This is a genomic window from Geodermatophilus sp. SYSU D01176 (genome assembly GCF_054050015.1).
Genome location: NZ_JBJGYN010000004.1, coordinates 1 through 23,387, shown reverse-complemented (window position 1 = coordinate 23,387; position 23,387 = coordinate 1). Strand labels below are relative to the sequence as shown.

At 73.9% G+C, this 23,387-nt stretch carries 21 protein-coding genes; 17 read left to right on the top strand and 4 right to left on the bottom strand.

Annotated features, from left to right (window positions below):
* Positions 1-125: 125 nt before the first annotated feature.
* The gene (locus ACI78Z_RS04035; protein ID WP_457035232.1) at positions 126-989 is read right to left on the bottom strand and encodes a PAC2 family protein; all 864 of its coding nucleotides are present in this window, start codon (positions 987-989) and stop codon (positions 126-128) included.
* 115 nt (positions 990-1,104) lie between these two features.
* Between ACI78Z_RS04035 and metH the strand changes: the two genes are divergently transcribed.
* Positions 1,105-4,914 carry a methionine synthase gene (metH, locus tag ACI78Z_RS04030; protein ID WP_457035231.1) on the top strand — a complete coding sequence of 1,270 codons (3,810 nt, stop codon included), beginning with the start codon at positions 1,105-1,107 and terminating at the stop codon, positions 4,912-4,914.
* Positions 4,915-4,983: 69 nt separating this feature from the next.
* Positions 4,984-5,715: an HAD family hydrolase gene (locus ACI78Z_RS04025; protein ID WP_457035230.1), complete on the top strand. Its 732-nt coding sequence runs from the start codon at positions 4,984-4,986 to the stop codon at positions 5,713-5,715.
* Here ACI78Z_RS04025 and ACI78Z_RS04020 read toward each other — a convergent pair.
* Both ACI78Z_RS04020 and ACI78Z_RS04015 read right to left on the bottom strand, forming a co-directional pair.
* On the bottom strand, positions 5,712-6,893 hold the full coding sequence (locus ACI78Z_RS04020; protein WP_457035229.1) for an amidohydrolase family protein: 1,182 nt from the start codon (positions 6,891-6,893) through the stop codon (positions 5,712-5,714). The genes ACI78Z_RS04025 and ACI78Z_RS04020 overlap by 4 nt on opposite strands.
* 127 nt (positions 6,894-7,020) lie before the next feature.
* Entirely contained in the window at positions 7,021-7,983 is a 963-nt protein-coding gene (locus ACI78Z_RS04015) for a RecB family exonuclease (protein WP_457035358.1), read from the bottom strand.
* 90 nt (positions 7,984-8,073) lie between these two features.
* Between ACI78Z_RS04015 and ACI78Z_RS04010 the strand changes: the two genes are divergently transcribed.
* The 9 genes from ACI78Z_RS04010 to pafA all read left to right on the top strand — a co-directional run bounded on the left by ACI78Z_RS04010 (position 8,074) and on the right by pafA (position 17,389).
* The gene (locus tag ACI78Z_RS04010; protein ID WP_457035228.1) at positions 8,074-8,961 is read left to right on the top strand and encodes a tRNA (adenine-N1)-methyltransferase; all 888 of its coding nucleotides are present in this window, start codon (positions 8,074-8,076) and stop codon (positions 8,959-8,961) included.
* Positions 8,962-9,179: 218 nt separating this feature from the next.
* Positions 9,180-10,904: a proteasome ATPase gene (gene arc / locus ACI78Z_RS04005; RefSeq protein ID WP_457035227.1), complete on the top strand. Its 1,725-nt coding sequence runs from the start codon at positions 9,180-9,182 to the stop codon at positions 10,902-10,904.
* A 196-nt stretch (positions 10,905-11,100) separates the two neighbouring features.
* Positions 11,101-12,606: a depupylase/deamidase Dop gene (dop, locus tag ACI78Z_RS04000; protein ID WP_457035226.1), complete on the top strand. Its 1,506-nt coding sequence runs from the start codon at positions 11,101-11,103 to the stop codon at positions 12,604-12,606.
* A gap of 87 nt (positions 12,607-12,693) precedes the next feature.
* Positions 12,694-12,903 carry a ubiquitin-like protein Pup gene (locus tag ACI78Z_RS03995; protein ID WP_457035225.1) on the top strand — a complete coding sequence of 70 codons (210 nt, stop codon included), beginning with the start codon at positions 12,694-12,696 and terminating at the stop codon, positions 12,901-12,903.
* 40 nt (positions 12,904-12,943) lie between these two features.
* Positions 12,944-13,648 (top strand): endonuclease VII domain-containing protein, encoded by a 705-nt coding sequence (locus tag ACI78Z_RS03990; protein WP_457035224.1) that lies wholly within the window; start codon positions 12,944-12,946, stop codon positions 13,646-13,648.
* 141 nt (positions 13,649-13,789) lie between these two features.
* Positions 13,790-14,632, top strand: a complete 843-nt coding sequence (gene prcB / locus ACI78Z_RS03985; protein ID WP_457035223.1) for a proteasome subunit beta — start codon at positions 13,790-13,792, stop codon at positions 14,630-14,632.
* 5 nt (positions 14,633-14,637) lie between these two features.
* Positions 14,638-15,504: a proteasome subunit alpha gene (gene prcA, locus ACI78Z_RS03980; protein WP_457035222.1), complete on the top strand. Its 867-nt coding sequence runs from the start codon at positions 14,638-14,640 to the stop codon at positions 15,502-15,504.
* 92 nt (positions 15,505-15,596) lie between these two features.
* Positions 15,597-15,950, top strand: coding sequence for a hypothetical protein (locus tag ACI78Z_RS03975; protein WP_457035221.1), 354 nt, complete (start codon positions 15,597-15,599; stop codon positions 15,948-15,950).
* An 80-nt stretch (positions 15,951-16,030) separates the two neighbouring features.
* Positions 16,031-17,389 (top strand): Pup--protein ligase, encoded by a 1,359-nt coding sequence (pafA, locus tag ACI78Z_RS03970; protein WP_457035220.1) that lies wholly within the window; start codon positions 16,031-16,033, stop codon positions 17,387-17,389.
* 86 nt (positions 17,390-17,475) lie between these two features.
* Here the strand turns inward: pafA and ACI78Z_RS03965 are convergent, their stop codons facing one another.
* Positions 17,476-18,576: a DUF3866 family protein gene (locus ACI78Z_RS03965; protein WP_457035219.1), complete on the bottom strand. Its 1,101-nt coding sequence runs from the start codon at positions 18,574-18,576 to the stop codon at positions 17,476-17,478.
* Positions 18,577-18,727: 151 nt separating this feature from the next.
* Between ACI78Z_RS03965 and ACI78Z_RS03960 the strand changes: the two genes are divergently transcribed.
* The 6 genes from ACI78Z_RS03960 to ACI78Z_RS03935 all read left to right on the top strand — a co-directional run bounded on the left by ACI78Z_RS03960 (position 18,728) and on the right by ACI78Z_RS03935 (position 23,243).
* Positions 18,728-19,711, top strand: coding sequence for a helix-turn-helix transcriptional regulator (locus ACI78Z_RS03960; protein ID WP_457035218.1), 984 nt, complete (start codon positions 18,728-18,730; stop codon positions 19,709-19,711).
* Complete coding sequence (locus ACI78Z_RS03955; protein ID WP_457035217.1) at positions 19,708-20,703, top strand: helix-turn-helix transcriptional regulator; 996 nt, start codon at positions 19,708-19,710, stop codon at positions 20,701-20,703. The genes ACI78Z_RS03960 and ACI78Z_RS03955 overlap by 4 nt, the downstream gene beginning before the upstream one ends.
* Before the next feature lie 11 nt (positions 20,704-20,714).
* A complete protein-coding gene (locus tag ACI78Z_RS03950) occupies positions 20,715-20,909 on the top strand; it encodes a hypothetical protein (protein ID WP_457035216.1) in 195 nt (64 codons plus the stop codon).
* An 89-nt stretch (positions 20,910-20,998) separates the two neighbouring features.
* The gene (gene tatA / locus ACI78Z_RS03945) at positions 20,999-21,325 is read left to right on the top strand and encodes a Sec-independent protein translocase subunit TatA (protein ID WP_457035215.1); all 327 of its coding nucleotides are present in this window, start codon (positions 20,999-21,001) and stop codon (positions 21,323-21,325) included.
* Between the two features lie 20 nt (positions 21,326-21,345).
* Positions 21,346-22,341: a twin-arginine translocase subunit TatC gene (gene tatC, locus ACI78Z_RS03940; protein WP_457035214.1), complete on the top strand. Its 996-nt coding sequence runs from the start codon at positions 21,346-21,348 to the stop codon at positions 22,339-22,341.
* 35 nt (positions 22,342-22,376) lie between these two features.
* Positions 22,377-23,243, top strand: coding sequence for a diacylglycerol kinase family protein (locus ACI78Z_RS03935; RefSeq protein WP_457035213.1), 867 nt, complete (start codon positions 22,377-22,379; stop codon positions 23,241-23,243).
* Positions 23,244-23,387: the final 144 nt, after the last annotated feature.

Below are 23,387 nucleotides of genomic sequence, written 5' to 3'. Positions count from 1 at the left end.
CGCAGGAAGGGGTGCGACAAGCGATGAGACGGGAGGCGGAGACGGCGAGATCCCGTGATCTCGCACGCCCGCGGCCGTCGGGACGTGCGACACCACGAGATCTCGCCGAGGAGAGCGCGCGGGGCTCAGTTGGGGGAGGAGCCGCGGCGGCGGAGGTAGCGCTCGAACTCGCGGGCGATCTGGTCGCCGTCGGCCTCGGACAGGTCGGTCTCGGTGGCCCGCTCCTCGAGCGAGCGCACGTACTCGACGACCTCGGCGTCCTCGTTGGCCATCTCGTCGACCGTCCGCACCCACTCGTCGGCCTGCTTGGGCAGCGCACCCAGCGGCACGTGCAGCTCGAGGACCTCCTCCACCCGCTGCAGCAGCGCGACCGTGGCCCGCGGGGACGGCGGTTGGGACACGTAGTGGGGGACGGCGGCCCAGAAGCTGATCGCCGGCAGCCCGGCCTGCACGCAGGCGTCCTGGAAGACGCCGAGGATGCCGGTGGGCCCCTCGTAGGTGGAGGTGCCCAGCCCCCACCTCTCCGCCGACTCGGCGTCGTAGGCCGAGCCGGTCACCGGGGTCGGCCGGGTGTGCGGCGTGTCGGCCAGCAGGGCGCCCAGGCCGATGACGGTGCGCGCGTCCAGCTCCTGGCACAGCTCGATGAGCTCCTCGCAGAAGCTGCGCCAGCGCATGTTGGGCTCGATCCCGCGGATGAGCACGACGTCGCGCCCGGAGTCCGGCGGGCGGGCCACGGAGATGCGGGTGGTGGGCCACTCGACCCGCCGGCTGATCCCGCCGATGAGCGAGACGGTGGGCCGGTTGACCTGGAAGTCGTAGTAGTCCTCGGGGTCCAGCGCGGCGAGCGGGGTGGCGTCCCAGATGAGCTCCAGGTGCTCCAGCGCCCCGGTGGCGGCGTCCCCGGCGTCGTTCCAGCCCTCGAAGGCGACGACCACCACCGGGTCGTCGAGCCGGGGCAGGTCCTCAGGGGTGGACTTCGGGTCGATCACCCCTGCGAGCCTACGTCGGTCGCGCTCCCCGGCCGCGCTGTTCGACACGGACGGTGGGACCCGCATCGCCCGCGCGGGCGACCGGGCCGCCCGCGGAGGCGGCTACCCTGGCTCGGTGCAGTCCCGCATCGAGTCGCCCGCCCTCCGCCCGGACGCGACCGCGGAGCTCACGGCGGTGCTGCGCCAGCGGATCATGGTGCTCGACGGGGCCATGGGGACGGCGATCCAGCGCAACCGGCCCGACGAGGCCGGTTACCGCGGCGAGCGCTTCGCCGACTGGCCCACCGACGTGCAGGGCAACAACGACCTGCTGAGCATCACCCAGCCGCAGGTCATCGCGGGCATCCACCGCGAGTACCTCGAAGCCGGCGCGGACGTCGTCGAGACCAACACCTTCAACGCCACGGCGATCTCGCTGCGCGACTACGGCATGTCCGACCTCGCCTACGAGATCAACGTGGCGTCGGCCCGGCTGGCCCGCGCCGAGGCCGACGCGATGACCGCCCGGACGCCGGACCGGCCGCGCTACGTCGCCGGCGCGCTCGGCCCGACCAGCCGGACGGCGTCCATCTCCCCGGACGTCAACGACCCCGGCGCCCGCAACGTCACCTTCGACGAGCTGGTCGCGGCCTACCTGGAGCAGGCCGACGGCCTGGTCGACGGCGGGGTCGACGTCCTGCTGATCGAGACGGTCTTCGACACGCTCAACGCCAAGGCGGCGGTCTTCGCGCTGGAGACGCTGTTCGAGCAGCGCGGCCGGCGCTGGCCGGTGATGGTGTCCGGCACGATCACCGACGCCTCCGGGCGGACGCTGTCGGGCCAGGTCACCGAGGCGTTCTGGCACTCGATCCGGCACGTGCGCCCGCTGCTGGTGGGCCTCAACTGCGCCCTGGGCGCCGCGGAGATGCGGCCCTACCTGGCCGAGCTGTCGCGGGTCGCCGACACCTTCGTCTCCTGCTATCCGAACGCCGGCCTGCCCAACGCCTTCGGCGAGTACGACGAGGCGCCGGAGGAGACCGCCGCGGTGCTGGCCGAGTTCGCCGACGCCGGCTTCGTCAACATGGTCGGCGGCTGCTGCGGGACGACGCCGGCGCACATCGCCGCGATCGCCGCCACCGTCGAGGGCCGCACCCCGCGGACGCCGCCGCGGGTGCGCCCGGCGCTGCGCCTGTCGGGCCTGGAGCCGCTGACCGTCGACGAGGACTCGCTGTTCGTCAACGTCGGCGAGCGGACGAACATCACCGGCTCGGCCCGCTTCCGCAACCTCATCCGCGCCGGCGACTACCCGACCGCGCTGGCCGTCGCCCGCCAGCAGGTCGAGGCCGGCGCGCAGGTCATCGACGTCAACATGGACGAGGGGATGATCGACGGCGTCGAGGCGATGGACCGCTTCCTCAAGCTGGTCGCCGCCGAGCCCGACATCTGCCGCGTGCCGGTGATGGTCGACTCCTCCAAGTGGGAGGTCATCGAGGCCGGCCTGAAGTGCGTGCAGGGCAAGTCGATCGTCAACTCCATCTCCCTCAAGGCGGGGGAGGAGGAGTTCGTCCGGCACGCCCGGCTGTGCCGCAAGCACGGCGCCGCCGTCGTCGTCATGGCCTTCGACGAGCAGGGCCAGGCCGACTCCCTGGAGCGGCGGCAGCAGATCTGCCGGCGGGCCTACGACATCCTCGTCGACCAGGTCGGCTTCCCGGCCGAGGACGTGATCTTCGACCCCAACGTCTTCGCCGTCGCCACCGGCATCGAGGAGCACGCCCGCTACGGGCTGGACTTCATCGAGGCCACCCGCTGGATCAAGGAGAACCTGCCGGGCGCGCTGGTCTCCGGCGGCGTGTCCAACGTGTCGTTCTCCTTCCGCGGCAACAACCGCGTGCGCGAGGCCATCCACGCGGTGTTCCTGTTCCACGCGATCGCCGCGGGGATGGACATGGGCATCGTCAACGCCGGGGCCCTCGAGGTCTACGACGAGGTGCCCGAGCGGCTGCGCGAGCGGATCGAGGACGTCGTCCTCGCCCGCCGTCCCGACGCCACCGAGCGGCTGCTGGAGATCGCCGGCGAGTACGCCGGGGACGGCGGCGCGAAGGAGGTGGCCTCCGAGGAGTGGCGCGCGCTGCCGGTGGAGGAGCGCATCACCCACGCCCTGGTGAAGGGCCTCGACGGGTTCGTCGAGGCCGACACCGAGGAGCTGCGGGCGCAGATCGCCGCGCGCGGCGGCCGGCCGATCGAGGTCATCGAGGGCCCGCTGATGGGCGGGATGAACGTCGTCGGCGACCTGTTCGGCGCCGGCAAGATGTTCCTGCCGCAGGTCGTGAAGTCCGCCCGCGTGATGAAGAAGGCCGTCGCCTACCTGGTGCCCTTCATCGAGGCGGAGAAGCAGCCCGGGGACGCCGAGCGCAGCAACGGCAAGGTGGTGATGGCCACCGTGAAGGGCGACGTCCACGACATCGGCAAGAACATCGTCGGCGTCGTCCTGCAGTGCAACAACTACGACGTCGTCGACCTCGGCGTCATGGTGCCCGCGCAGAAGATCCTGGACACCGCCAAGCAGGAGGGCGCCGACGTCATCGGCCTGTCCGGGCTGATCACCCCGTCGCTGGACGAGATGAGCAGCCTGGCCGCCGAGATGGAGCGGCAGGGCTTCGACATCCCGCTGCTCATCGGCGGGGCGACCACGTCGCGCGCGCACACCGCCGTGAAGGTGGCCCCGCGCTACCACGGGCCGGTCATCTGGGTGAAGGACGCCTCCCGCTCGGTGCCGGTCGTCGCCGCGCTGCTGTCCAACGAGCAGCGGCCGAAGCTGCTGGCCGACGTCGACACCGAGTACGCGGGCCTGCGCGAGCGGCACGCCGCCCGCCAGGACACCCGCGCGCTGCTGCCGCTGGAGGCCGCCCGCGCCGCCGCCCCGCCGGTCGACTGGACCGGCTACGTCCCGCCGCGGCCGCGGATGCTGCTGCAGCAGGCCCGGGACGTGTGCACCGGCGCCGACTGCGACCACCTGCACGGGCCGGCGACCCAGTTCACCCGGGTGTTCGCCGACTACCCCCTGGAGGAGCTGCGCGACTACATCGACTGGCAGCCGTTCTTCAACGCGTGGGAGATGCGCGGCCGGTTCCCCGACATCCTGCACAACCCGGCGACCGGCGAGGCCGCGCGGCGGCTGTACCAGGACGCCCAGGAGATGCTCGACCGGATCGTCGCCGAGCGCTGGCTGACGGCCAGCGGCGTGTTCGGCCTCTTCCCCGCCAACCGGGTGGACGGCGAGGACATCGAGGTCTACACCGACGAGACGCGCACCGCCGTCCGGACGACGCTGCACCAGCTGCGCCAGCAGACCGAGGGCCGCGACGGCTCGCCGCGCACCTCGCTGGCGGACTTCGTGGCGCCGAAGGAGACGGGGCTGCGCGACTTCGTGGGCGCGTTCGCCGTCACCGCGGGCCTGGGCTCGGCCGAGCGGGTCGCGGCGTTCAAGGCGGCCAACGACGACTACAGCGCGATCCTGCTCGAGGCGCTGGCCGACCGGCTGGCCGAGGCGTTCGCCGAGCGGCTGCACGAGCGGGTGCGCCGGGAGTTCTGGGGCTACGCCGTCGACGAGCACCTCGACAACGACGCGCTGATCGCCGAGAAGTACCGCGGCATCCGCCCCGCGCCGGGCTACCCGGCCTGCCCCGAGCACACCGAGAAGCGGACCATCTGGGAGCTGCTCGACGTCGAGGCGGCCACCGGCATCACGCTCACCGACAGCATGGCCATGTGGCCCGGCGCCGCCGTCAGCGGCCTGTACTTGGCCCACCCGCAGTCGCGGTACTTCGTGCTGGGGCGGCTCGGCCGGGACCAGGTGGAGGACTACGCGCGGCGCAAGGGCTGGACGCTCGCGGAGGCCGAGCGCTGGCTGTCCCCGAACCTCGGGTACCGCACCGACGACGAGTGAGGTGACCGTCACGCCGGTGCTCCGGCCGGGGACCGGCCCGGGCCCCGGCCGCGCCGTACCGTGGATCCAGTGGGCACCCCGGAGAGCAGCGGACTGAACGGCGCGCGGCTGCAGGCGGTGCTGTGCGACATGGACGGCACCCTCGTCGAGACCGAGCAGTACTGGGGCGAGGCGATGTTCGCCCTCGCCCGGGAGCTGGGCGGGAAGCTGTCGGAGGCCGCCCGGGAGCAGACGGTCGGCACGAGCATGCGGACGGCGCTCGGCGTCCTCTACGCCGACATCGGGGTGGCGCGCAGCGAGGAGGAGTTCCTGGCGGACGCCCGCTGGGTGGAGGACCGCACCGCGGAGCTGCTCGCCGGGGAGATCCACTGGCGGCCCGGCGCCCGCGAGCTGCTGAGCGAGGTGCGGCACGCCGCCGTCCCGACCGCGCTGGTGACCACCACGCCGCGCCGGCTGGCCGACCTCGTGCTCGACGCCATCGGCCGCGCGTTCCCCGACGTCCCCCCGTTCGACACCACCGTCTGCGGCGACGAGGTCCCCGCCCGCAAGCCCGACCCCGCGCCGTACCTGCAGGCGATGGCCGCACTCGGCGTCGAGCCGTCCGGCTGCGTGGTGCTGGAGGACTCGGTCGCGGGCTCCACCGCCGGCCTGGCGGCCGGGGCCGCCGTGCTCGGCGTGCCGTCCCTGCAGCCGCTCGCGCCGGCACCCGGCCTGGTGCTGCGCGACACCCTCGTCGGCGTGGACCTGGCCGAGCTGCACGCGGTGCTCGCCGCCCGCGACGCGGTGGACGCGGGCGTCTAGAGCGGCACCTCCCGGCCGCGGGAGACGACGACGCGCGGCCGCTGCAGGGCGGTGACGTCGGCGGCAACGTCCCCGTCGGCGACCAGCAGGTCGGCGTCGTACCCGGCCGCCAGCCGCCCGGTCCGGTCGCCCAGCCCGCAGGCACGGGCGGCCCGGGCGGTCGCCGCGGTCAGCGCCTCCTCGAGCGGCACGCCGCAGGGGCCGACCAGGTCGGCCACCGCGTACGCCACCTGACCGTGCCGCTTGGGCGGGCCGACCCCGCCGTCGGTGCCCGCCAGCAGGCTGACCCCGGCCCGGTGCAGGGCCGCCACGTGCGGCAGGTGATCCTCGATCGTCGCGCCGACCGCCGCCAGCCGGGCCTGCACGTGCGGCGGCGGGTCCAGGCCGGGCAGGAACCCGACGGTCGGGCAGACGTCGATGCGGGCGGCGGCCAGCGCGGCGGCCAGCTCGGCGGGCAGGTGGACGCCGGAGCCGGTCAGGCAGCTGCCGTGCTCGATCCCGTCGACGCCGGCCGCGACACTGCGCTCGACCGCCGCCAGGCCGTGCGCGTGGGCGGTGACCGGCAGGCCGAGCCGGTGCGCCTCGTCGACGACGGCGCGCAGCTCCTCGAGGCTGAACTGGCACGCGGTGAGGTCGGTGCCGGGGGTGAGCACGCCGCCGCTGGCCATGACCTTGACCACGCCCGCGCCCCGCTCGGCCCGTTCGCGCACCGCCCGGCGCAGCGCCTCGACCCCCGTCGTCTCGCCGCCCATCGACCAGCAGTGCCCGCCGGGTGAGGTCAGCGGTGGCCCGGCGGCGACCACGGTGGGCCGCTCGCCGTCGCGTCCGGCGCGCTCCAGCACCGTCCAGTGGTGGTCGCCCAGGTCCCGGACGGCGGTGACGCCCGCCCGCAGGGTCGCCTGTTCCGCGGCGGTGATGACGGCGTCGAGCTCCGCGGGGTCCAGCTCGGGAACCTGGTCCAGCGCCCGCGGGCCGCCGTCCGCGCACAGGTGCACGTGGGTGTCGATCAGCCCGGGCAGCAGCGTGCCGTCGGGGACGTCGGTGACCGCGCAACCGTCCGGCGCCGGCGCGGTGCCGGGCTCGACGCCCGCGATGGTGCGGCCCTCGACGAGCACCAGCGCCCCGCCGGGGAGGAAGCGTTCGCCGTCGAAGGCCCGCGGTGCCCGGTATCCGCGCATGCGCGATGCTCCCGCGTCACGGCGCCCGCGGTCCAGATCAGGTCGGCCCCGTCCCGGGCCGGGGGCCGTGGCCCCCTGCAGGGTCCCGCCGCGACCTCGCGAGTGGCGGGGGGCAGGGGGTCCTCTCTCAGTCGCGCTCGACGACCGGGAGCGTCGCCCACCCCGCGGCGGCCGCGGCCTCGGCGGGGAAGGGCGGCGGCGTGCCGCCGAACGACGGGCACAGCGCCTGGTGGTCGCACCAGTCGCACAGCCGGGTGCGGTTGGGCCGGAAGTCGCCGGTCGCGACCGCGCGCTCGATGGCCGCCCAGATCGCCTGCAGGGTGCGCTCGAACCGGACGAGCTCGGCCTCGTCGGGGGCGTAGGTCAGCGCGTCGCCGTTGCCCAGGTAGAGCAGCTTGAGCTGGCTGGCCACCACGCCGCGGGTGCGCCACAGCACCAGCGCGTAGAACTTCATCTGGAACAGGGCCTTGCCCTCGAACGCCTCGCGCGGCATCGACCCGGTCTTGTAGTCGACCACCCGGAGGGCGCCGTTGGGGGCCACGTCGAGCCGGTCGACGTAGCCGCGCAGCAGCAGACCGTCGGGCAGGGTGACCTCGACCAGCTCCTCGCGGCCGTCGGGCTCGATCCGCGACGGGTCCTCCAGGGCGAAGTAGTTCTCCACCAGCGTGCCGGCCGACGCCAGCCATGCCTCCAGGGACGGGGCGTCCACGGACTGCTCGGCCGCGGCGTCGTCCGCCGCACCGCCCGCGGCGAACAGCTCGGCGACCTCCGGGTCGGCCCGCAGCTCCTCCCACGCCGGGGCGACCAGCTCGCGCGCCGCCTCCGGCGTGCGCTCGCGGGCGGGCAGGTCGTAGAGCCGCTCGAGCACCGAGTGCACCAGCGTGCCGCGGACCGCCGCGAGGCTCCTGCGCTCGGGCAGCCGGTCGATCGTGCGGAAGCGGTAGAGCAGCGGACAGGTCTTGAAGTCGGCCGCCCGGCTCGGGGACAGCGAGGGGCGGCGCGGCGGCCGCCCCCCGACCGTCCCCGTGTCGGCGACGGGGGCGTCCGGGGAAGAGGCAGCCGCGTCCGCGGGCTGCCCGGTCTGCACCATCGTCGTCACCTGTCCGAGGCTAGGCCGGGATACCGACACTTCCGAGCGCGCGCGCCGGGCACTCGCCGCGCCTCCGTAGGCTGGCCGCCCGTGGACGCGCAGCAGCAGACCGCCGAGCCGACCGACGACACGCCCGAGGCCCCGCGGGGGGAGCCGGCCCCCGGGGCCTTCGTCGCCGGCGACCGGGTGCAGCTGACCGACCCCAAGGGCCGGCTGCACACCGTCGTCCTCGAGCCCGGCAAGCTGTTCCACACCCACCGCGGCGCGATCGCGCACGACGACCTCATCGGCGCGCCGGAGGGCTCCGTCGTCCACTCGACGGCGAACACCGGCTACCTGGCGTTCCGGCCGCTGCTGGCCGACTTCGTGCTCTCCATGCCCCGCGGGGCGCAGGTCATCTACCCCAAGGACGCCGCCCAGATCGTCGGGTTCGGCGACATCGGCCCGGGCATGCGGGTGCTCGAGGCCGGCGCCGGGTCCGGGGCGCTGACCTGCTCGCTGCTGCGCGCGGTGGGGGAGCACGGCCGCGTCACCAGCTACGAGCGCCGGGAGGACTTCGCCGACGTCGCCCGCGCCAACGTCGGCGCGTTCTTCGGCGAGGTGCCCGGCACGTGGTCGCTGCGGCTGGGCGACCTGGACCAGCACCCGGCCGAGGAGGTCGTGGACCGGGTCGTGCTGGACATGCTCGAGCCGTGGGCGGTGCTGCCCACCGTGGCCGCCGCGCTGCGTCCCGGCGGCGTGCTGGTCGGGTACGTGGCGACGACGACGCAGCTGTCCACCTACGTCGAGGCGCTGCGGGCGCAGGGCGTGTGGACCGAGCCGCACGCCTGGGAGTCGCTGCTGCGGCCCTGGCACGCGGTCGGGCTCGCCGTCCGCCCCGAACACCGGATGGTCGCCCACACCGCGTTCCTCGTCACCGCGCGGCGGCTGGCCGAGGGGGTCGTGGCCCCGCTGCGGCAGCGGCGGGCGCAGAAGTGAGGGGACCCCCCTCCCCACCGCTCGCCGGCTCGCGGCGAGCCCCTGGACGGGGCCGGCGGCGCGACCCTGCACCGGACCGCTGGTGGGCGAGCCCCGGGCAGGCTGTGGCCGGCCGTGTATAGATTTGCGTCCTGGCTCTCCCGATGTGTCGGAGGTGCGCGATGGGCCCCGGTCTTGGCAATGGTCCCGACGAGTTCAGAGCGCGGCGCGAGCGTGACGTGACGGCGCTGCTCAGCCAGATCTCCTACCTGGAGGAGGAGATCGGCCTGCTGCGCCGCAAGGTGGCGGAGAGCCCGCGCCAGCTGCGGCTGCTCGAGGAGCGGGTGGCGGAGGCGGAGGGCCGCGCGGCCTTCCTGTCGGAGCGCAACGACAAGCTCGCCGGCACGCTGCGCGACGCGCGCGACCAGCTGGTCACGCTCAAGGAGGAGGTCGACCGGCTCGGCCAGCCGCCGTCGGGCTACGGCGTCTTCCTCACCCGGCACGACGACGGCACGGTCGACGTCTTCACCGGCGGCCGCAAGCTGCGCGTGTCGGTCTCCCCGGCCGTGGAGACCGACGGCCTCCAGCACGGCCAGGAGGTCATGCTCAACGAGGCGATGAACGTCGTCGAGGCGTGCGGTTTCGAGCGTGCCGGGGACGTCGTCATGCTCAAGGAGCTGCTGGAGCCGGTCGAGGGCGAGGCGCCGCGCGCGCTGGTCATCGGGCACACCGACGAGGAGCGCGTCGTCCACCTCGCCGACTCCCTCACCGACCAGCCGCTGCGCAGCGGCGACTCGCTGCTGCTGGAGACCCGCTCGGGCTACGTCTACGAACGGATCCCCAAGAGCGAGGTCGAGGAGCTGGTCCTCGAGGAGGTCCCCGACATCGACTACGGCGACATCGGCGGGCTGGCCCGGCAGATCGAGCAGATCCGCGACGCCGTCGAGCTGCCGTTCCTGCACGCGGACCTGTTCCGCGAGTACGAGCTGCGCCCGCCCAAGGGGATCCTGCTCTACGGGCCGCCCGGCTGCGGGAAGACGCTCATCGCCAAGGCGGTGGCCAACTCGCTGGCCAAGAAGGTCGCCGCGGTGAAGGGGGAGGGGCAGGCGAAGTCCTACTTCCTCAACATCAAGGGCCCCGAGCTGCTCAACAAGTACGTCGGCGAGACCGAGCGGCACATCCGGCTGGTCTTCCAGCGGGCCCGCGAGAAGGCCGGGGAGGGGACGCCGGTCATCGTCTTCTTCGACGAGATGGACTCGATCTTCCGCACCCGCGGGTCCGGGGTCTCCTCGGACGTCGAGTCGACGATCGTGCCGCAGCTGCTCAGCGAGATCGACGGCGTGGAGGGGCTGGAGAACGTCATCGTCATCGGCGCCTCCAACCGCGAGGACATGATCGACCCGGCGATCCTGCGGCCCGGCCGCCTCGACGTGAAGATCAAGATCGAGCGGCCGGACGCGGAGGCCGCCCGCGACATCTTCAGCAAGTACCTGACCACCACGCTGCCGCTGCACCCCGACGACCTCGCCGAGCACGGCAACAGCCGCGAGGCGACCGTGGCCGGGATGATCCAGCGCACCGTCGAGCGGATGTACACCGAGAGCGAGGAGAACCGCTTCCTCGAGGTGACCTACGCCAACGGCGACAAGGAGGTCCTGTACTTCAAGGACTTCAACTCCGGCGCGATGCTGCAGAACATCGTCGACCGCGCCAAGAAGATGGCGATCAAGGAGCGGCTGGAGACCGGCGCCGGCGGGCTGCGCGTCGGCCACCTGATGGCAGCCTGCCTCGACGAGTTCAAGGAGAACGAGGACCTGCCCAACACCACCAACCCCGACGACTGGGCGCGGATCTCGGGCAAGAAGGGCGAGCGGATCGTCTACATCCGCACGCTCATCAGCGGCAAGGGCACCGAGAGCGGCCGCGCGATCGACACCGCGACCAACACCGGCCAGTACCTGTAGCAGGAGGACCCCGTCCTCCCACCCTCCGCAGGCTCCGGGCGGGACCCGGGACGGGGCCGCACGAGGGCCCGGCTCCCGCACCGCGGGGGCCGGGCCGTCCGCCGTCCCGGGACCCGTCCCGCCACCGGTGGCGGGCCCCGGCGGCGACACCCGCCCGTCCCCGGACGGTGTCGCCGCGGACGCCTAGGGTGGCGACATGAGCGTGCGGCGGGTCATGGGCACCGAGGTCGAGTACGGCATCTCGGTGCCCGGGCAGCCGACGGCGAACCCGACGACGCTCTCCAGCCAGGTCGTGAACGCGTGGGCGGTGGCCGAGGCCCCCACGCCGCGGCGGCCGCGCTGGGACTTCGAGGAGGAGTCGCCGCTGCGCGACGCCCGCGGCTTCGACCTCTCCCCGGCCCAGGCGCTGGACCACAACGACCTGGAGGAGGACTCGGGGATGGCCAACGTCATCCTCACCAACGGAGCCCGCCTCTACGTCGACCACGCGCACCCGGAGTACTCGACGCCGGAGGTCACCAACCCGCGCGACGTCGTCCTGTGGGACAAGGCGGGGGAGCAGGTGATGGCCGAGGCGGCCCGGCGCGCCGCGCGCATCCCGGGCACCCAGCCGATCCAGCTGTACAAGAACAACACCGACGGCAAGGGCGCCTCCTACGGTGCCCACGAGAACTACCTGATGGACCGGCGGACGCCGTTCCTCGACATCATCCGCGGGCTGATCCCGTTCTTCGTGACCCGCCAGGTGGTGGCCGGCTCCGGGCGGGTCGGCATCGGCACCGAGAGCCGCACGCAGGGCTTCCAGCTCTCCCAGCGCGCGGACTTCTTCGAGGTCGAGGTGGGCCTGGAGACGACCCTCAAGCGGCCGATCATCAACACCCGCGACGAGCCGCACGCCGACGCCGACAAGTACCGCCGGCTGCACGTGATCATCGGCGACGCCAACCTCGCCGAGCTGTCCACCTACCTCAAGGTCGGGACGACGGCGCTGGTGCTGGACATGATCGAGGCGCGCACCCTCACCCAGGACCTCTCCATCGAGGAGCCGGTGCAGGCGCTGCAGGCGATCAGCCACGACCCGTCGCTGACCCACCAGGTGCGGCTGCGCGACGGGCGCCGGATGACCGCCCTGGAGGTCCAGCAGGCGTACCTGGAGATGGCGCAGCGGCACGTCGACCGGCGGGGCGAGGACGACGGCCAGGCCGCCGACGTGCTGCGCCGGTGGGCCGAGGTGCTCGAGGACCTCGCGGTCGACCCGATGCGCTGCGCCGACCGGCTGGACTGGCCGGCCAAGCTGCGGCTGCTGGAGGGCTACCGCTCGCGCGACGGCCTCGGGTGGGGCGACTCCCGGCTGCACCTGGTCGACCTGCAGTACTCCGACGTCCGGCCGGAGAAGGGGCTGTACCACCGGCTGGTGTCGCGCGGCTCGATGCAGCGGCTGCTCACCGACGAGGAGGTGACGCGGGCGATGCTGCGCCCGCCGACGGACACCCGGGCGTTCTTCCGCGGGGAGTGCCTGCGTCGCTACCCGGCCCAGGTGGCCGCCGCGTCGTGGGACTCGGTGGTCTTCGACCTCGGCCGGGAGAACCTGGTCCGCATCCCGACGATGGAGCCGCTGCGGGGCACCCGCGACCACGTGGGCGCGCTGTTCGAGTCGACGTCCTCGGCCCAGGAGCTGGTCGACACCATCACCGGCGGCTGACCCCCGGGTCGGTCGACCTCCGAACGTCGCACCTCGCGGGTAACTTCTGCACCAGGCACCAGCCACGACCTGCACCGGGAGGAACCCATGGCCACGAGGGACAGCGGCGGTCAGCAGCGCTCGACGCGCACGCGGGAGGAGACCGAGGAGGTCGAGGCGTCGGTCGACACCGAGGTCGCCGAGCGCCACAAGGAGGTCTCCGAGGACCTCGACTCCATCCTCGATGAAATTGACGAGGTATTGGAGGAGAACAGCGAGGAATTCGTTAGGTCATATGTACAAAAAGGGGGCCAATGACCATTCCTGTCTCGCAATTCCAGTGAGATGAGAAGTTGCGGTGACGAAGTTCTGTCCGGATTGTGGCGAGGAACGACCCTTCGAGCACTTCACCAAGGACAGGCGACGCCGTGACGGGTTGGCGTTCTACTGCCGTGAGCATGCCCGACGCAGGCTCAGGGAGTCGAAGGCCCGGCGAATCGGACCTCCGACGCGTCGATATCCGGTGGGGCGGAGTGTTCCGGACGGGTTCAAGTGGTGCCCGGACTGCGATGCGGTGAAGCCCCATGCTGAATTCCCTGGGTCCCGAGCCAGTCGTAGCGGCGTTCACACGTACTGCAAGCCCTGTCACAACGCCCGGGGCAAGGCGTCCAAGGACAAGGTCGGTGGTGCACGTACGTACCACTTGAAGCGGCGGTACGGCATCACGGCGGAGGAGGCCGACGTGATGTTCGAGGCGCAGGGCGGACTCTGCGCGATCTGTCGAACAGCGCCGGCGGCTCACGTGGACCACGACCACGACACGGGCGAGGTCCGCGAGTTGCTGTGCTTCAACTGCAACGGTGGGCTCGGGCAGTTCAAGGACGACCCTGAGGTCCTCCGTGCAGCCGCCCACTACGTCGACCGACACCGGGCCTTGCCGCGATCGGTCGGCAGCCGGCCGGAGCCCGGCGACCCGCGCGGTCAGGGCCGGCCTGGCCGTGCCCGTGACCGGCGGTGCAGCCACGGCTTCGCCCGCTGGAGGGCCATGCAGGCGAGCGGCTGACCGTCGGACCACCGTCTCGATCGGCTCCGGTGCCGAGGCGGCACGCTGTTCGCCCCGGCCGGACAGCCACCGGTCCGGGTCGCCGGTAGGGTCGCCAGCGACAGCGCGGGAGATACCGGCACGCGGGTGAGAGGCGGATGGGTGAACGAGACGTCAGCTGGTCGGAGCGGGTTCACGCCCGCCTACCTGGACCGGGTGGGTTCCTCGTTCACCGACTTCCTCGCGACGGCCGCGCCGGACCTGCTGCCGGGCCGCCGTCCGGTGCCGCAGCTGCCGGTCGGTGACATCACGCCGCACGGCACCACGATCGTCGCGGTCACCTACGCGGGCGGCGTCCTCATGGGTGGCGACCGGCGGGCGACCATGGGCAACCTGATCTCCAGCCGGGACATCGAGAAGGTCTACCCGGCCGACGCCTGGTCGGTCATCGGCATCGCCGGTGCGGCCGGCATCGCCATCGAGATGGTGCGGCTCTACCAGGTCGAGCTCGAGCACTACGAGAAGATCGAGGGCCTCACCCTCTCCCTCGACGGCAAGGCCAACCGGCTGGCCCAGATGATCCGCGGCAACCTCGGCGCGGCGCTGCAGGGCCTGGCCGTCGTCCCGCTGTTCGCCGGCTTCGACCTCGACGCCGCGCCGGACACCATCCCGGGCCGGATCTTCAGCTACGACGTCACCGGCGGGAACTACGAGGAGCGCGGCTACGCCGCCGTCGGCTCCGGGTCGCTGTTCGCCCGCAACTCGCTCAAGAAGACCTGGCGGCCGGGCCTGGACGGCGACGCCGCCACGCGCAGCCTGGTCGAGGCGCTCTACGACGCCGCCGACGACGACTCCGCCACCGGCGGGCCCGACCCGGTGCGCCGGCTGTACCCGATCGTCTACCGGGTCGACGCCGAGGGCGCGGTCCGGCTGACCGACGACGAGGTCGCCGCCGTCGCCAAGACCATCATCGACGAGCGGGCCGCCGCCGAGGGGCAGGGCTGAGCGCCATGACGTTGCCGTACTACGCCTCGCCCGAGCAGCTGATGCGCGACCGCTCGGAGTACGCCCGCAAGGGCATCTCCCGCGGTCGCAGCGTCGCCGTCCTCACCTACGCCGACGGCGTCCTGTTCATCGCCGAGAACCCCAGCTCCACGCTGCACAAGGTCGGCGAGCTCTACGACCGGATCGGCTTCGCCGCCGTCGGCCGCTACAGCGAGTTCGAGAGCCTGCGGGTGGCCGGCGTGCGGCTGGCCGACGTCCGCGGCTACAGCTACAACCGCCGCGACGTCACCGGCCGGGTGATCGCCAACGCCTACGCGCAGACCCTCGGCGAGATCTTCACCCAGCAGACCAAGCCCTACGAGGTCGAGCTGTGCGTGGCCGAGGTGGGCGACACCCCGGAGACCGACCAGCTCTACCGGCTGACCTTCGACGGCTCGGTCGTCGACGAGCCCGACTTCGTCGTCATGGGCGGCCAGGCCGAGGCGGTCAGCGCCAACCTGCGCGAGCACTTCCTGCCGGGCCTGTCCCTGGCCGAGGCGCTGCAGGTCGGCGTCCAGGCGCTGTCGGCGGTCAGCCCGGCCACCGCGGCCGGCAACGGCGGTCCCGGCGGCCTGCTGTCGGCCGAGCAGCTGGAGGTCGCCGTCCTCGACCGGCGGCGGCCCAAGCGGGCGTTCCGGCGGATCACCGGTGCGGCGCTGCGCCCGCTGCTGGAGCGGCGGGAGGAGCCCGAGGCCGTCGGTGGCGAGGAGCCGCACACCGCCGCGCACTCGCCCAGCGTGCCGCAGCCGGGCACCCCGGCCGGGCTCGGCGAGCCGTCGGCCCCCGACAGCGGCGGGACGGCCGGCAGCGGGGGAGAGGCACCCACCACCTGACCCGGATGACGGAACAGCTGGGAGCGCGGGGTCGCAGGGGCACGGGTGCCCCGGGCCTGCCCCTCGGCTCCCGGGACGGGTAGGACGGTCGCATGCCGGAGTACCGGGTGAACAGGGCCGCCGTCGCGCAGGCGCAGAAGCTGATCGACGACGGCACGTACGACGACGACACCGCGTGGTCCGACGTCGCGCCGGACGCCGCGGCCGCCAACGCCTTCATCGAAGCCGAGGGCTTCGGCGCCTTCGCCGCATGGCACCTGGCCGAAGACCCGGACGCCTCGGAGGGCACCAAGGGACGCTACGCCTTCCCGTACGGCGACTTCCGCACCGTCAACCGCGCGGCGCTGATCCACGCCCGGCAACGGGCCAGCCAGAACGACCACGACACCGTCGAGGAGGTGGCCGCCGACCTGCTGCAACGGCTCGACGCGCACCGGCAGGGCTGATCGGGTCCACCCGCCACGGCCCGGGGCGACGCGGGCGCGGAGAGGGAGCTTTCGTCGCATCCGGCGCCTAGAGTCGGTCCGTGGAACGACGGATCTTCGGCATCGAGACCGAGTACGGCGTGACGTGCACCTTCCGCGGCCAGCGCCGGCTGTCCCCGGACGAGGTGGCCCGCTACCTGTTCCGCCGCGTGGTGTCGTGGGGGCGCAGCTCCAACGTCTTCCTGCGCAACGGCTCCCGGCTGTACCTGGACGTGGGCAGCCACCCGGAGTACGCCACCGCCGAGTGCGACGACCTCACCGAGCTCGTCGTCCACGACAAGGCCGGCGAGCGGATCCTCGAGGGGCTGCTGGTCGACGCCGAGCAGCGGCTGGCCGAGGAGGGCGTGACCGGCGACATCTACCTGTTCAAGAACAACACCGACTCCGCCGGCAACAGCTACGGCTGCCACGAGAACTACCTGGTCGGCCGGCACGGGGAGTTCAGCCGGCTGGCCGACGTGCTCATCCCGTTCCTGGTCAGCCGGCAGATCGTCGTCGGCGCGGGCAAGGTGCTGCAGACCCCGCGCGGGGCGATCTACTGCGTGTCCCAGCGCGCCGAGCACATCTGGGAGGGCGTCTCGTCGGCGACCACCCGCTCGCGGCCGATCATCAACACCCGCGACGAGCCGCACGCCGACGCCGAGCGCTACCGGCGGCTGCACGTGATCGTCGGGGACTCCAACATGAACGAGACGACGACGCTGCTCAAGGTCGCCGTCACCGACCTGGTGCTGCGGATGATCGAGGCCGGGGTGCCGATCCGGGACATGAGCCTGGAGAACCCGATCCGCGCCATCCGCGAGATCAGCCACGACATGACCGGACGGCGCAAGGTGCGGCTGGCCAACGGCAAGGAGATGTCGGCGCTGGAGATCCAGTCGGAGTACCACTCCCGGGCCGCGGAGTTCGTCGACCGGGAGGGCTTCGGCCCGGTGCACCGGCAGATGCTGGAGCTGTGGGGCCGGGTGCTCAAGGCCGTCGACACCGGCGACCTGTCGCTGATCGACCGGGAGATCGACTGGGCCACCAAGTACCAGCTCATCGAGCGCTACCGGGCCAAGCGGGACCTGCCGATGAGCCACCCGCGGATCGCCCAGATGGACCTGGCCTACCACGACATCAGCCGCACCCGCGGGCTGTACTACCTCCTGGAGCGCAACAACCAGGTCGACCGGGTGGCCCACGAGCCGCGGGTGTTCGAGGCCAAGAACGTGCCCCCGCAGACCACCCGCGCCCGGCTGCGCGGGGAGTTCATCCGGCGGGCCCAGGAGAAGCGCCGGGACTTCACAGTCGACTGGGTGCACCTCAAGCTCAACGACCAGGCCCAGCGCACCGTGCTGTGCAAGGACCCCTTCAAGGCCGTCGACGAGCGCGTGGACAAGCTCATCGCCAGCATGTGACGCCCGCCGAGTGCGACGAACTCGTGGCCATCAGGGGCTGATCACCACGAGTTCGTCGCACTCGGCGCGGGCCGAGGGGCCGACGGTCAGTCGAGCGGGACCTGCAGGGCGGCGTAGCGGCCCGCGGCGGCCGCGGCCAGGAAGTAGGCGCGTTCCTCGGGATAGCCGCGGCCCATCGTCGACAGCGGCACGGGGGACAGGCCGAGGGCCTCCTCGAGGCCGTCGACGTCCATCCACACCACCCGGTTGCGCTCCGGCTGGCCGGCGAGGTCCTCCTCGACCTGGCTGCCCAGCTCCGAGCCCAGCCCGCGCGGGGCCACCAGCGTCACCCCGCCCAGGGCGACCCGCCCGAACGCGGTCAGCGAGTGGTGCGAGACCCCGCGGTGCCGGGGCCGCGGGTCGGCGTCGGAGATGCGCAGCGCCCCGACCGGCTCCCCGCCGAGCACGGTGACGGCGTTGCACACCTCGCCGGCGGCCACCCCGGAGAAGCCCCACGGCGTGCCGGTGCCGAGGTTGCCCGGCCCCTGGCTGACGATCGCCACGTCGGCGCCGAGGACGTGCTTGGCGGCCAGCAGCCCGGTGTGCAGGGTGACCGCCTCCAGGTCGCCGCCGAACGCCTGACCCACGGTCACCACGCCGGCCAGCGACGGCGTCAGCGACGACAGCGTCCGGGAGAAGCCGGCGACCAGCGCGCCGCCGTCGGTCATGACGTAGGCGACCCTCAGGTCCGGGTCGGTGGCCAGGACGCCGATCAGCGCGGCCGGCAGTGCCGAGTGCAGGTCGGCGACGACGACGGGCATCCCGGCGAGGTCCTCGGCGTCGGCGATCGTGCGGTGGTGCTCGGTGTCCTGCTCGTCGACGCCCTGCACGCTCACCTGCAGCGGCGTGTACCGGGCCTTGACCAGGTGGCCGGGGCCCGCGGGGTCCGGCGGCAGCCGGTCGGGGACGGCGACCACGAGCGCGTAGCCGCCGGTGCCCAGCCGCTGCGCCCAGGCCGTGGTGTTGAGCAGCACGGTGTCGCCGACCTCCGGGACGCCGACCAGCGACGGGTGCGCCAGCGCGCGGACCTCGCCGTCGCCGTCGACCTGGGCGGTGAGCTCCTGGGCGTCCCGCCAGGCGCGCCCGAGGGCGGTCACCGTGCCCCGTCGCCACCGGATCCGCTGCTGTGTCGTCCCGTGTTCCCCCACCCGGGCAGGCTAGCCAGCGCGCTCGCGGGTCGCCCGGCCCCCTGCAGGTACAAGGCCCCCGTCCTCCTCACCGCTCGCACGCTCGCGGCGAGCCTCTGGACGAGGCCGCCGAGTGGCGGGGGGCAGGGGGTCCTTCAACTAGCCTGGGGCCGTGGCGGCGAAGCGGGCGGAGCGGCTGGTGAACCTGGTCATCGCCCTGCTCGGCACCCGGCAGTACGTGACGGCGGCGAAGATCCGCGCGACCGTCCCCGGGTACGAGCCCGACGACGGCACCGCCCGCGCCGACGAGGCGTTCAAGCGGATGTTCGAGCGGGACAAGGCCGAGCTGCGCGAGATGGGCGTGCCGCTGGAGACCGGCCGCACCAGCGTGTTCGACACCGAGGACGGCTACCGCATCGCCCGCGCCGACTACGAGCTGCCCGAGATCACCCTCACCGGCGAGGAGGCCGCCGCGGTGGGCCTCGCGCTGCGGCTGTGGGAGTCCGCGCAGCTGGCCGGCGCCGCGCAGAGCGCGTTGGTCAAGCTCAAGGCCGCCGGGGTGGACGTCGACACCTCCCGGGCGATCCCGCTGCGGCCGCGGCTGGACTCCGACGAGCCGGCCTTCGAGCCCAGCTACGCCGCGGCCCGCGACCGCCGGGAGCTGACCTTCGACTACCGCCGTCCCGACGAGGACGCCCCGACCCGCCGCCGCGTGCAGCCGTGGGGCGTCGTCGCCTGGCACGGCCGCTGGTACCTCGGCGGGCTGGACCTCGACCGGCAGGCGCCGCGGGTGTTCCGGCTCTCCCGCGTCGTCGGCGCGCCGAAGGCGGTCGGCCCCCCGGGGGTGTTCGAGCCGCCGGCGGACGTCGACCTGGCGGCCATGGTGGCCGGGCAGGCCCGCGGCGAGGAGCAGCTGGTGGTGGTGCGGGCGCGGCCCGGCACCGCGGTCGGGCTGCGCCGGCACGCCGTTCCGCTGGGGCCGGCCGAGGACGGGGACGACCGGCTGGAGCTGCGCACCACCGAGCCGATGCGGCTGGCCGGCGAGATCGCCTCCTACGGCGCCGACGTCGTCGTCGAGGCCCCGGCCGCGGTGCGGGCGGCGGTGGTCGAGCGGCTGACCCGGCTCGCCGCGATGGCACCGGAGGGGGCGGCGTGAGCGCCCCCACGACCACCGAACGGATGACCCGGCTGCTCTCGCTGGTGCCGTACCTCACCGCCCGCCCCGAGGGGGTGCCGCTGGCCGAGGTGGCCCGCGACTTCGGCGTCCCCGAGCGGCAGCTGCGCCGCGACATGGAGCTGCTGTGGATGTGCGGGCTGCCCGGCTACGGGCCCGGGGACCTCATCGACCTGGCCTTCGAGGGCGACCGGGTGCGGGTCACCTTCACCGCGGGCATGGTGCGCCCGCTGCGGCTGACCACCGACGAGGCGGTCGCGCTGGTGGTGGCGCTGCGCACCCTGCTCGAGCTGCCCGGCCTCGCCGAGCGGGAGGCGGTCAGCCGCGCCCTGGCCAAGGTGTCGGCCGCCGCCGGGCACGCCGCCGAGCGGGTCACGCCGGTGGCGCTGTCGGTGGACGCCAAGGAGCAGGCGCTGGCCGTCGTCCGGGAGGGGCTGGAGCGCGGGCGGGCGCTGCACCTGCACTACTACGTGCCCACCCGGGACGAGCGGACCGAGCGCACCGTCGACCCGCTGCGGCTGCTGCTGGTCGACGGCCGCTGGTACCTCGAGGCGTGGTCGCGGGAGGTCGCCGGCGTCCGGCTGTTCCGGCTGGACCGGATCGACGACGTCCAGGTCCTCGACGAGCCGTCGTCCCCGCCGCCGGGGGTGCACCTGCGCGACGTGGACGCCGGCCTCTACCAGCCCGAGCCGGGCTCGCCGGTGGTCCGGCTGCGGCTGGCCCGCACCGCCCGCTGGGTGGCCGAGTACTACCCGGTGGAGGACGTGCGCGAGGTCGACGACCCGCCGGGCGGGCTCGCTGTCGCCGTCCGCACCGCCGACATGGCCTGGGCGCGGCGGCTGGTGGCCTCCCTCGGCGGGGCCGCCACCGTGGACGAGCCGGCCGAGCTGGCCGCGGCCGTGGCCGCCGACGCCCGCGCCGCGCTCACCCGGTATGCAGCCGGCGGACAGCTCCCGTCCACCTCCGGCGGCTAGGGTCGAGAGCCGTGCTGCTGACCGTCGTGTGGATCGCCGTCGCCGTGCTCGCCGTCGTCGTGCTGGGCGCGCTGGCGTACGGGCTGCTCGGCGCCGCGGGCCGGCTGCGCCGGGAGCTCGCAGCGCTGGAGCACGACGTCCGCCCGCTGCTCACCGGGGCGCAGGCGACCGCCGCCCGCGCCGCCGAGGTCCGCCGCCCCTCCTGACCAGGGCCGCCACACCCCCCGTTTCGGGGGCGGCAGGACGCCTGCGGGCACGTAGCATCGACGACGCCACCCACCCACGGAGGACCGCCATGCCCAACCTCGGACCGCTCGAGATCGGCCTGATCATCCTGGCCATCCTGCTGCTCTTCGGGTACAAGAAGCTGCCGGACGCCTCGCGCTCCCTGGGCCGGTCGCTGCGCATCTTCAAGGGCGAGATGAAGGGCATGAAGGACGACGACGTCCGCACCAAGGACGCCGCCCGGACCGCGCCGGTGCGCGGTGAGGTGCTGCCGCCGGCGACCGCCGCGGACCGCGAGCGCGAGGCCCTCGAGGCCGAGGCGCGCGCCGCCGAGGCCCGGGCCGCCGAGCTGCGCGCCCGCGCCACCCAGGCCGGCCCGGCCGACAGCACCCGCTGACCCCCACCCCCGGCACCACCATGAGCGACAGTGGCACGGGCGAGCCGGCCCGGAAGCGGTCCGGCCTGCGCCGGCGCCGCCCGCCGCGGGACCCCGCGGCGACGATGACGCTGGTCGCGCACCTCACCGAGCTGCGCAACCGGATCGCCAAGGCGCTGCTGGCCCTCCTGCTGGCCACCGCCGTCGCGTTCTGGTGGTACGAGCAGGGCCTCGGCGACTTCATCCGGGCGCCGTACTGCGGCCTGCCGGCGGACCTGCGGTACGGCGGAGCGGCCGACGACAGCTGCGGCCTGCTGATCACCGACGTCTTCGGTGGGGTCTTCATCCGGCTCAAGGTCAGCCTGCTGGCCGGGGCGGTGCTGTCGGCGCCGGTGTGGCTGTACCAGCTGTGGGCGTTCGTCACCCCGGGGCTGAAGCGGAACGAGAAGCGCTACGGGTTCGGCTTCGTCGCGGTCTCCACGACGCTGTTCGCGCTGGGCGCGGTGCTGGCCTACGTCTCCCTCTCGGCGGGCCTGGAGCTGCTGCTCGGCCTGGCCGGCGAGGGCACCGTCATCGCGCTGACCGCCCCGGACTACATCGGCTTCATGCTCTCCCTGCTCGTGGCGTTCGGGGTGAGCTTCGAGGTGCCGCTGATCGCGGTGGCGCTGAACCTGGCCGGCGTCCTCACCTACGAGGCGCTGCGCGGGGCCCGGCGGTGGATCTTCTTCCTGACGGTGGTCTTCGCCGCCTTCGTCACCCCGACGCAGGACCCGTTCACCATGCTGCTCATGGCCGGGCCGATGATCGTGCTGTTCGAGCTGGCGATCCAGGTCGCCCGGTTGGTCGACCGGCGGCGGGCCAAGCGGGACGCCGCCGAGCACTTCCACGAGCTCGCCGACGACGAGGCCTCGCCCCTGGACGCCGCGCCGTCCCGGCTGGACGCGGCCCCCACCCCCTACGACGACCTGCGCCGGGAGGACCCCACCGCGGAGGCACCGGCCGCGTCGCTGGACGGCCCGGCGCGCACCCGCCGCTGAGCGGGGACGGCGCCGGGAACGACGTCGCCGTCCTGGTGAGCCCGGCGGCCGGGCGCGGGCGGGCCCGCGCGGTCGCCGGCGCCGTCCTCGACGCGCTGCGCGCCGCCGGCCTGCGCCCGCGGGTGCTGCCCGCCGCCACGCGCACCGCCGCGGAGCGCCAGGCCGCCGAGGCGGTCGCCGCCGGCGCCGCCGCCGTCGTCGCGATCGGTGGGGACGGCGCCGCGCACGCCGCCCTGCAGGCCGTCGCCGGCTCCGGCACCCCGCTGGCCGTCGTCCCGGCCGGGACCGGCAACGACCTCGCCCTCGCCCTCGGCGTGCCGGCCGACCCGGGCGCCGCGGCGGAGGCGGCCGCCACCGATCTGCGGGCCGGGCGGGGGTGCGTCCTCGACGCCGGCCGCACCGGGGACCGCTGGTGGGCCACCGTGCTGTGCTGCGGCTTCGACTCCGCGGTCACCGACCGGGCCAACCGGCTGCGCTGGCCGCGCGGGCCGCGCCGCTACGACGTGGCCGTCCTCGCCGAGCTGGCCCGGCTGCGGCCCCGCGCGCTCACCCTCGTCCTCGACGGCGAGCCGCGGGCCGGCCCCGTCACCCTGGTCGCCGTCGGCAACACCCCCTGCTACGGCGGCGGCATGCGCGTGTGCCCGGCCGCCGACCCCGCCGACGGGACCTTCGACGTCACCGTCGTCGGCCCGGTCAGCCGCCGGGACCTGGTGCGCACCCGCCCGCGGCTCACCGCCGGCACGCACGTCGACCACCCGGCGGTCACCGTGCACCGCGCCCGCCGGGTGGAGCTGGCGGGGGAGGGGCTGAGCACCTACGCCGACGGCGAGCCGGTGGCCCCGCTGCCGGCGGCGAGCGTTTGCGTGCCCGGCGCGCTGACGGTGGTCGGCGCCGGCCGCTGACCCGGCCCGGTCCTCCGCCGGATGACCAGCTGAGCTCACCGCCGTGCGTCCTGGGTCCCCGTCGCCCGGGTGCCTCGACCCGGCACGTCCACCTGACCTGATAGATTGGAGTGGACGGCCGGACACCCCAAGCACCCCTTATAC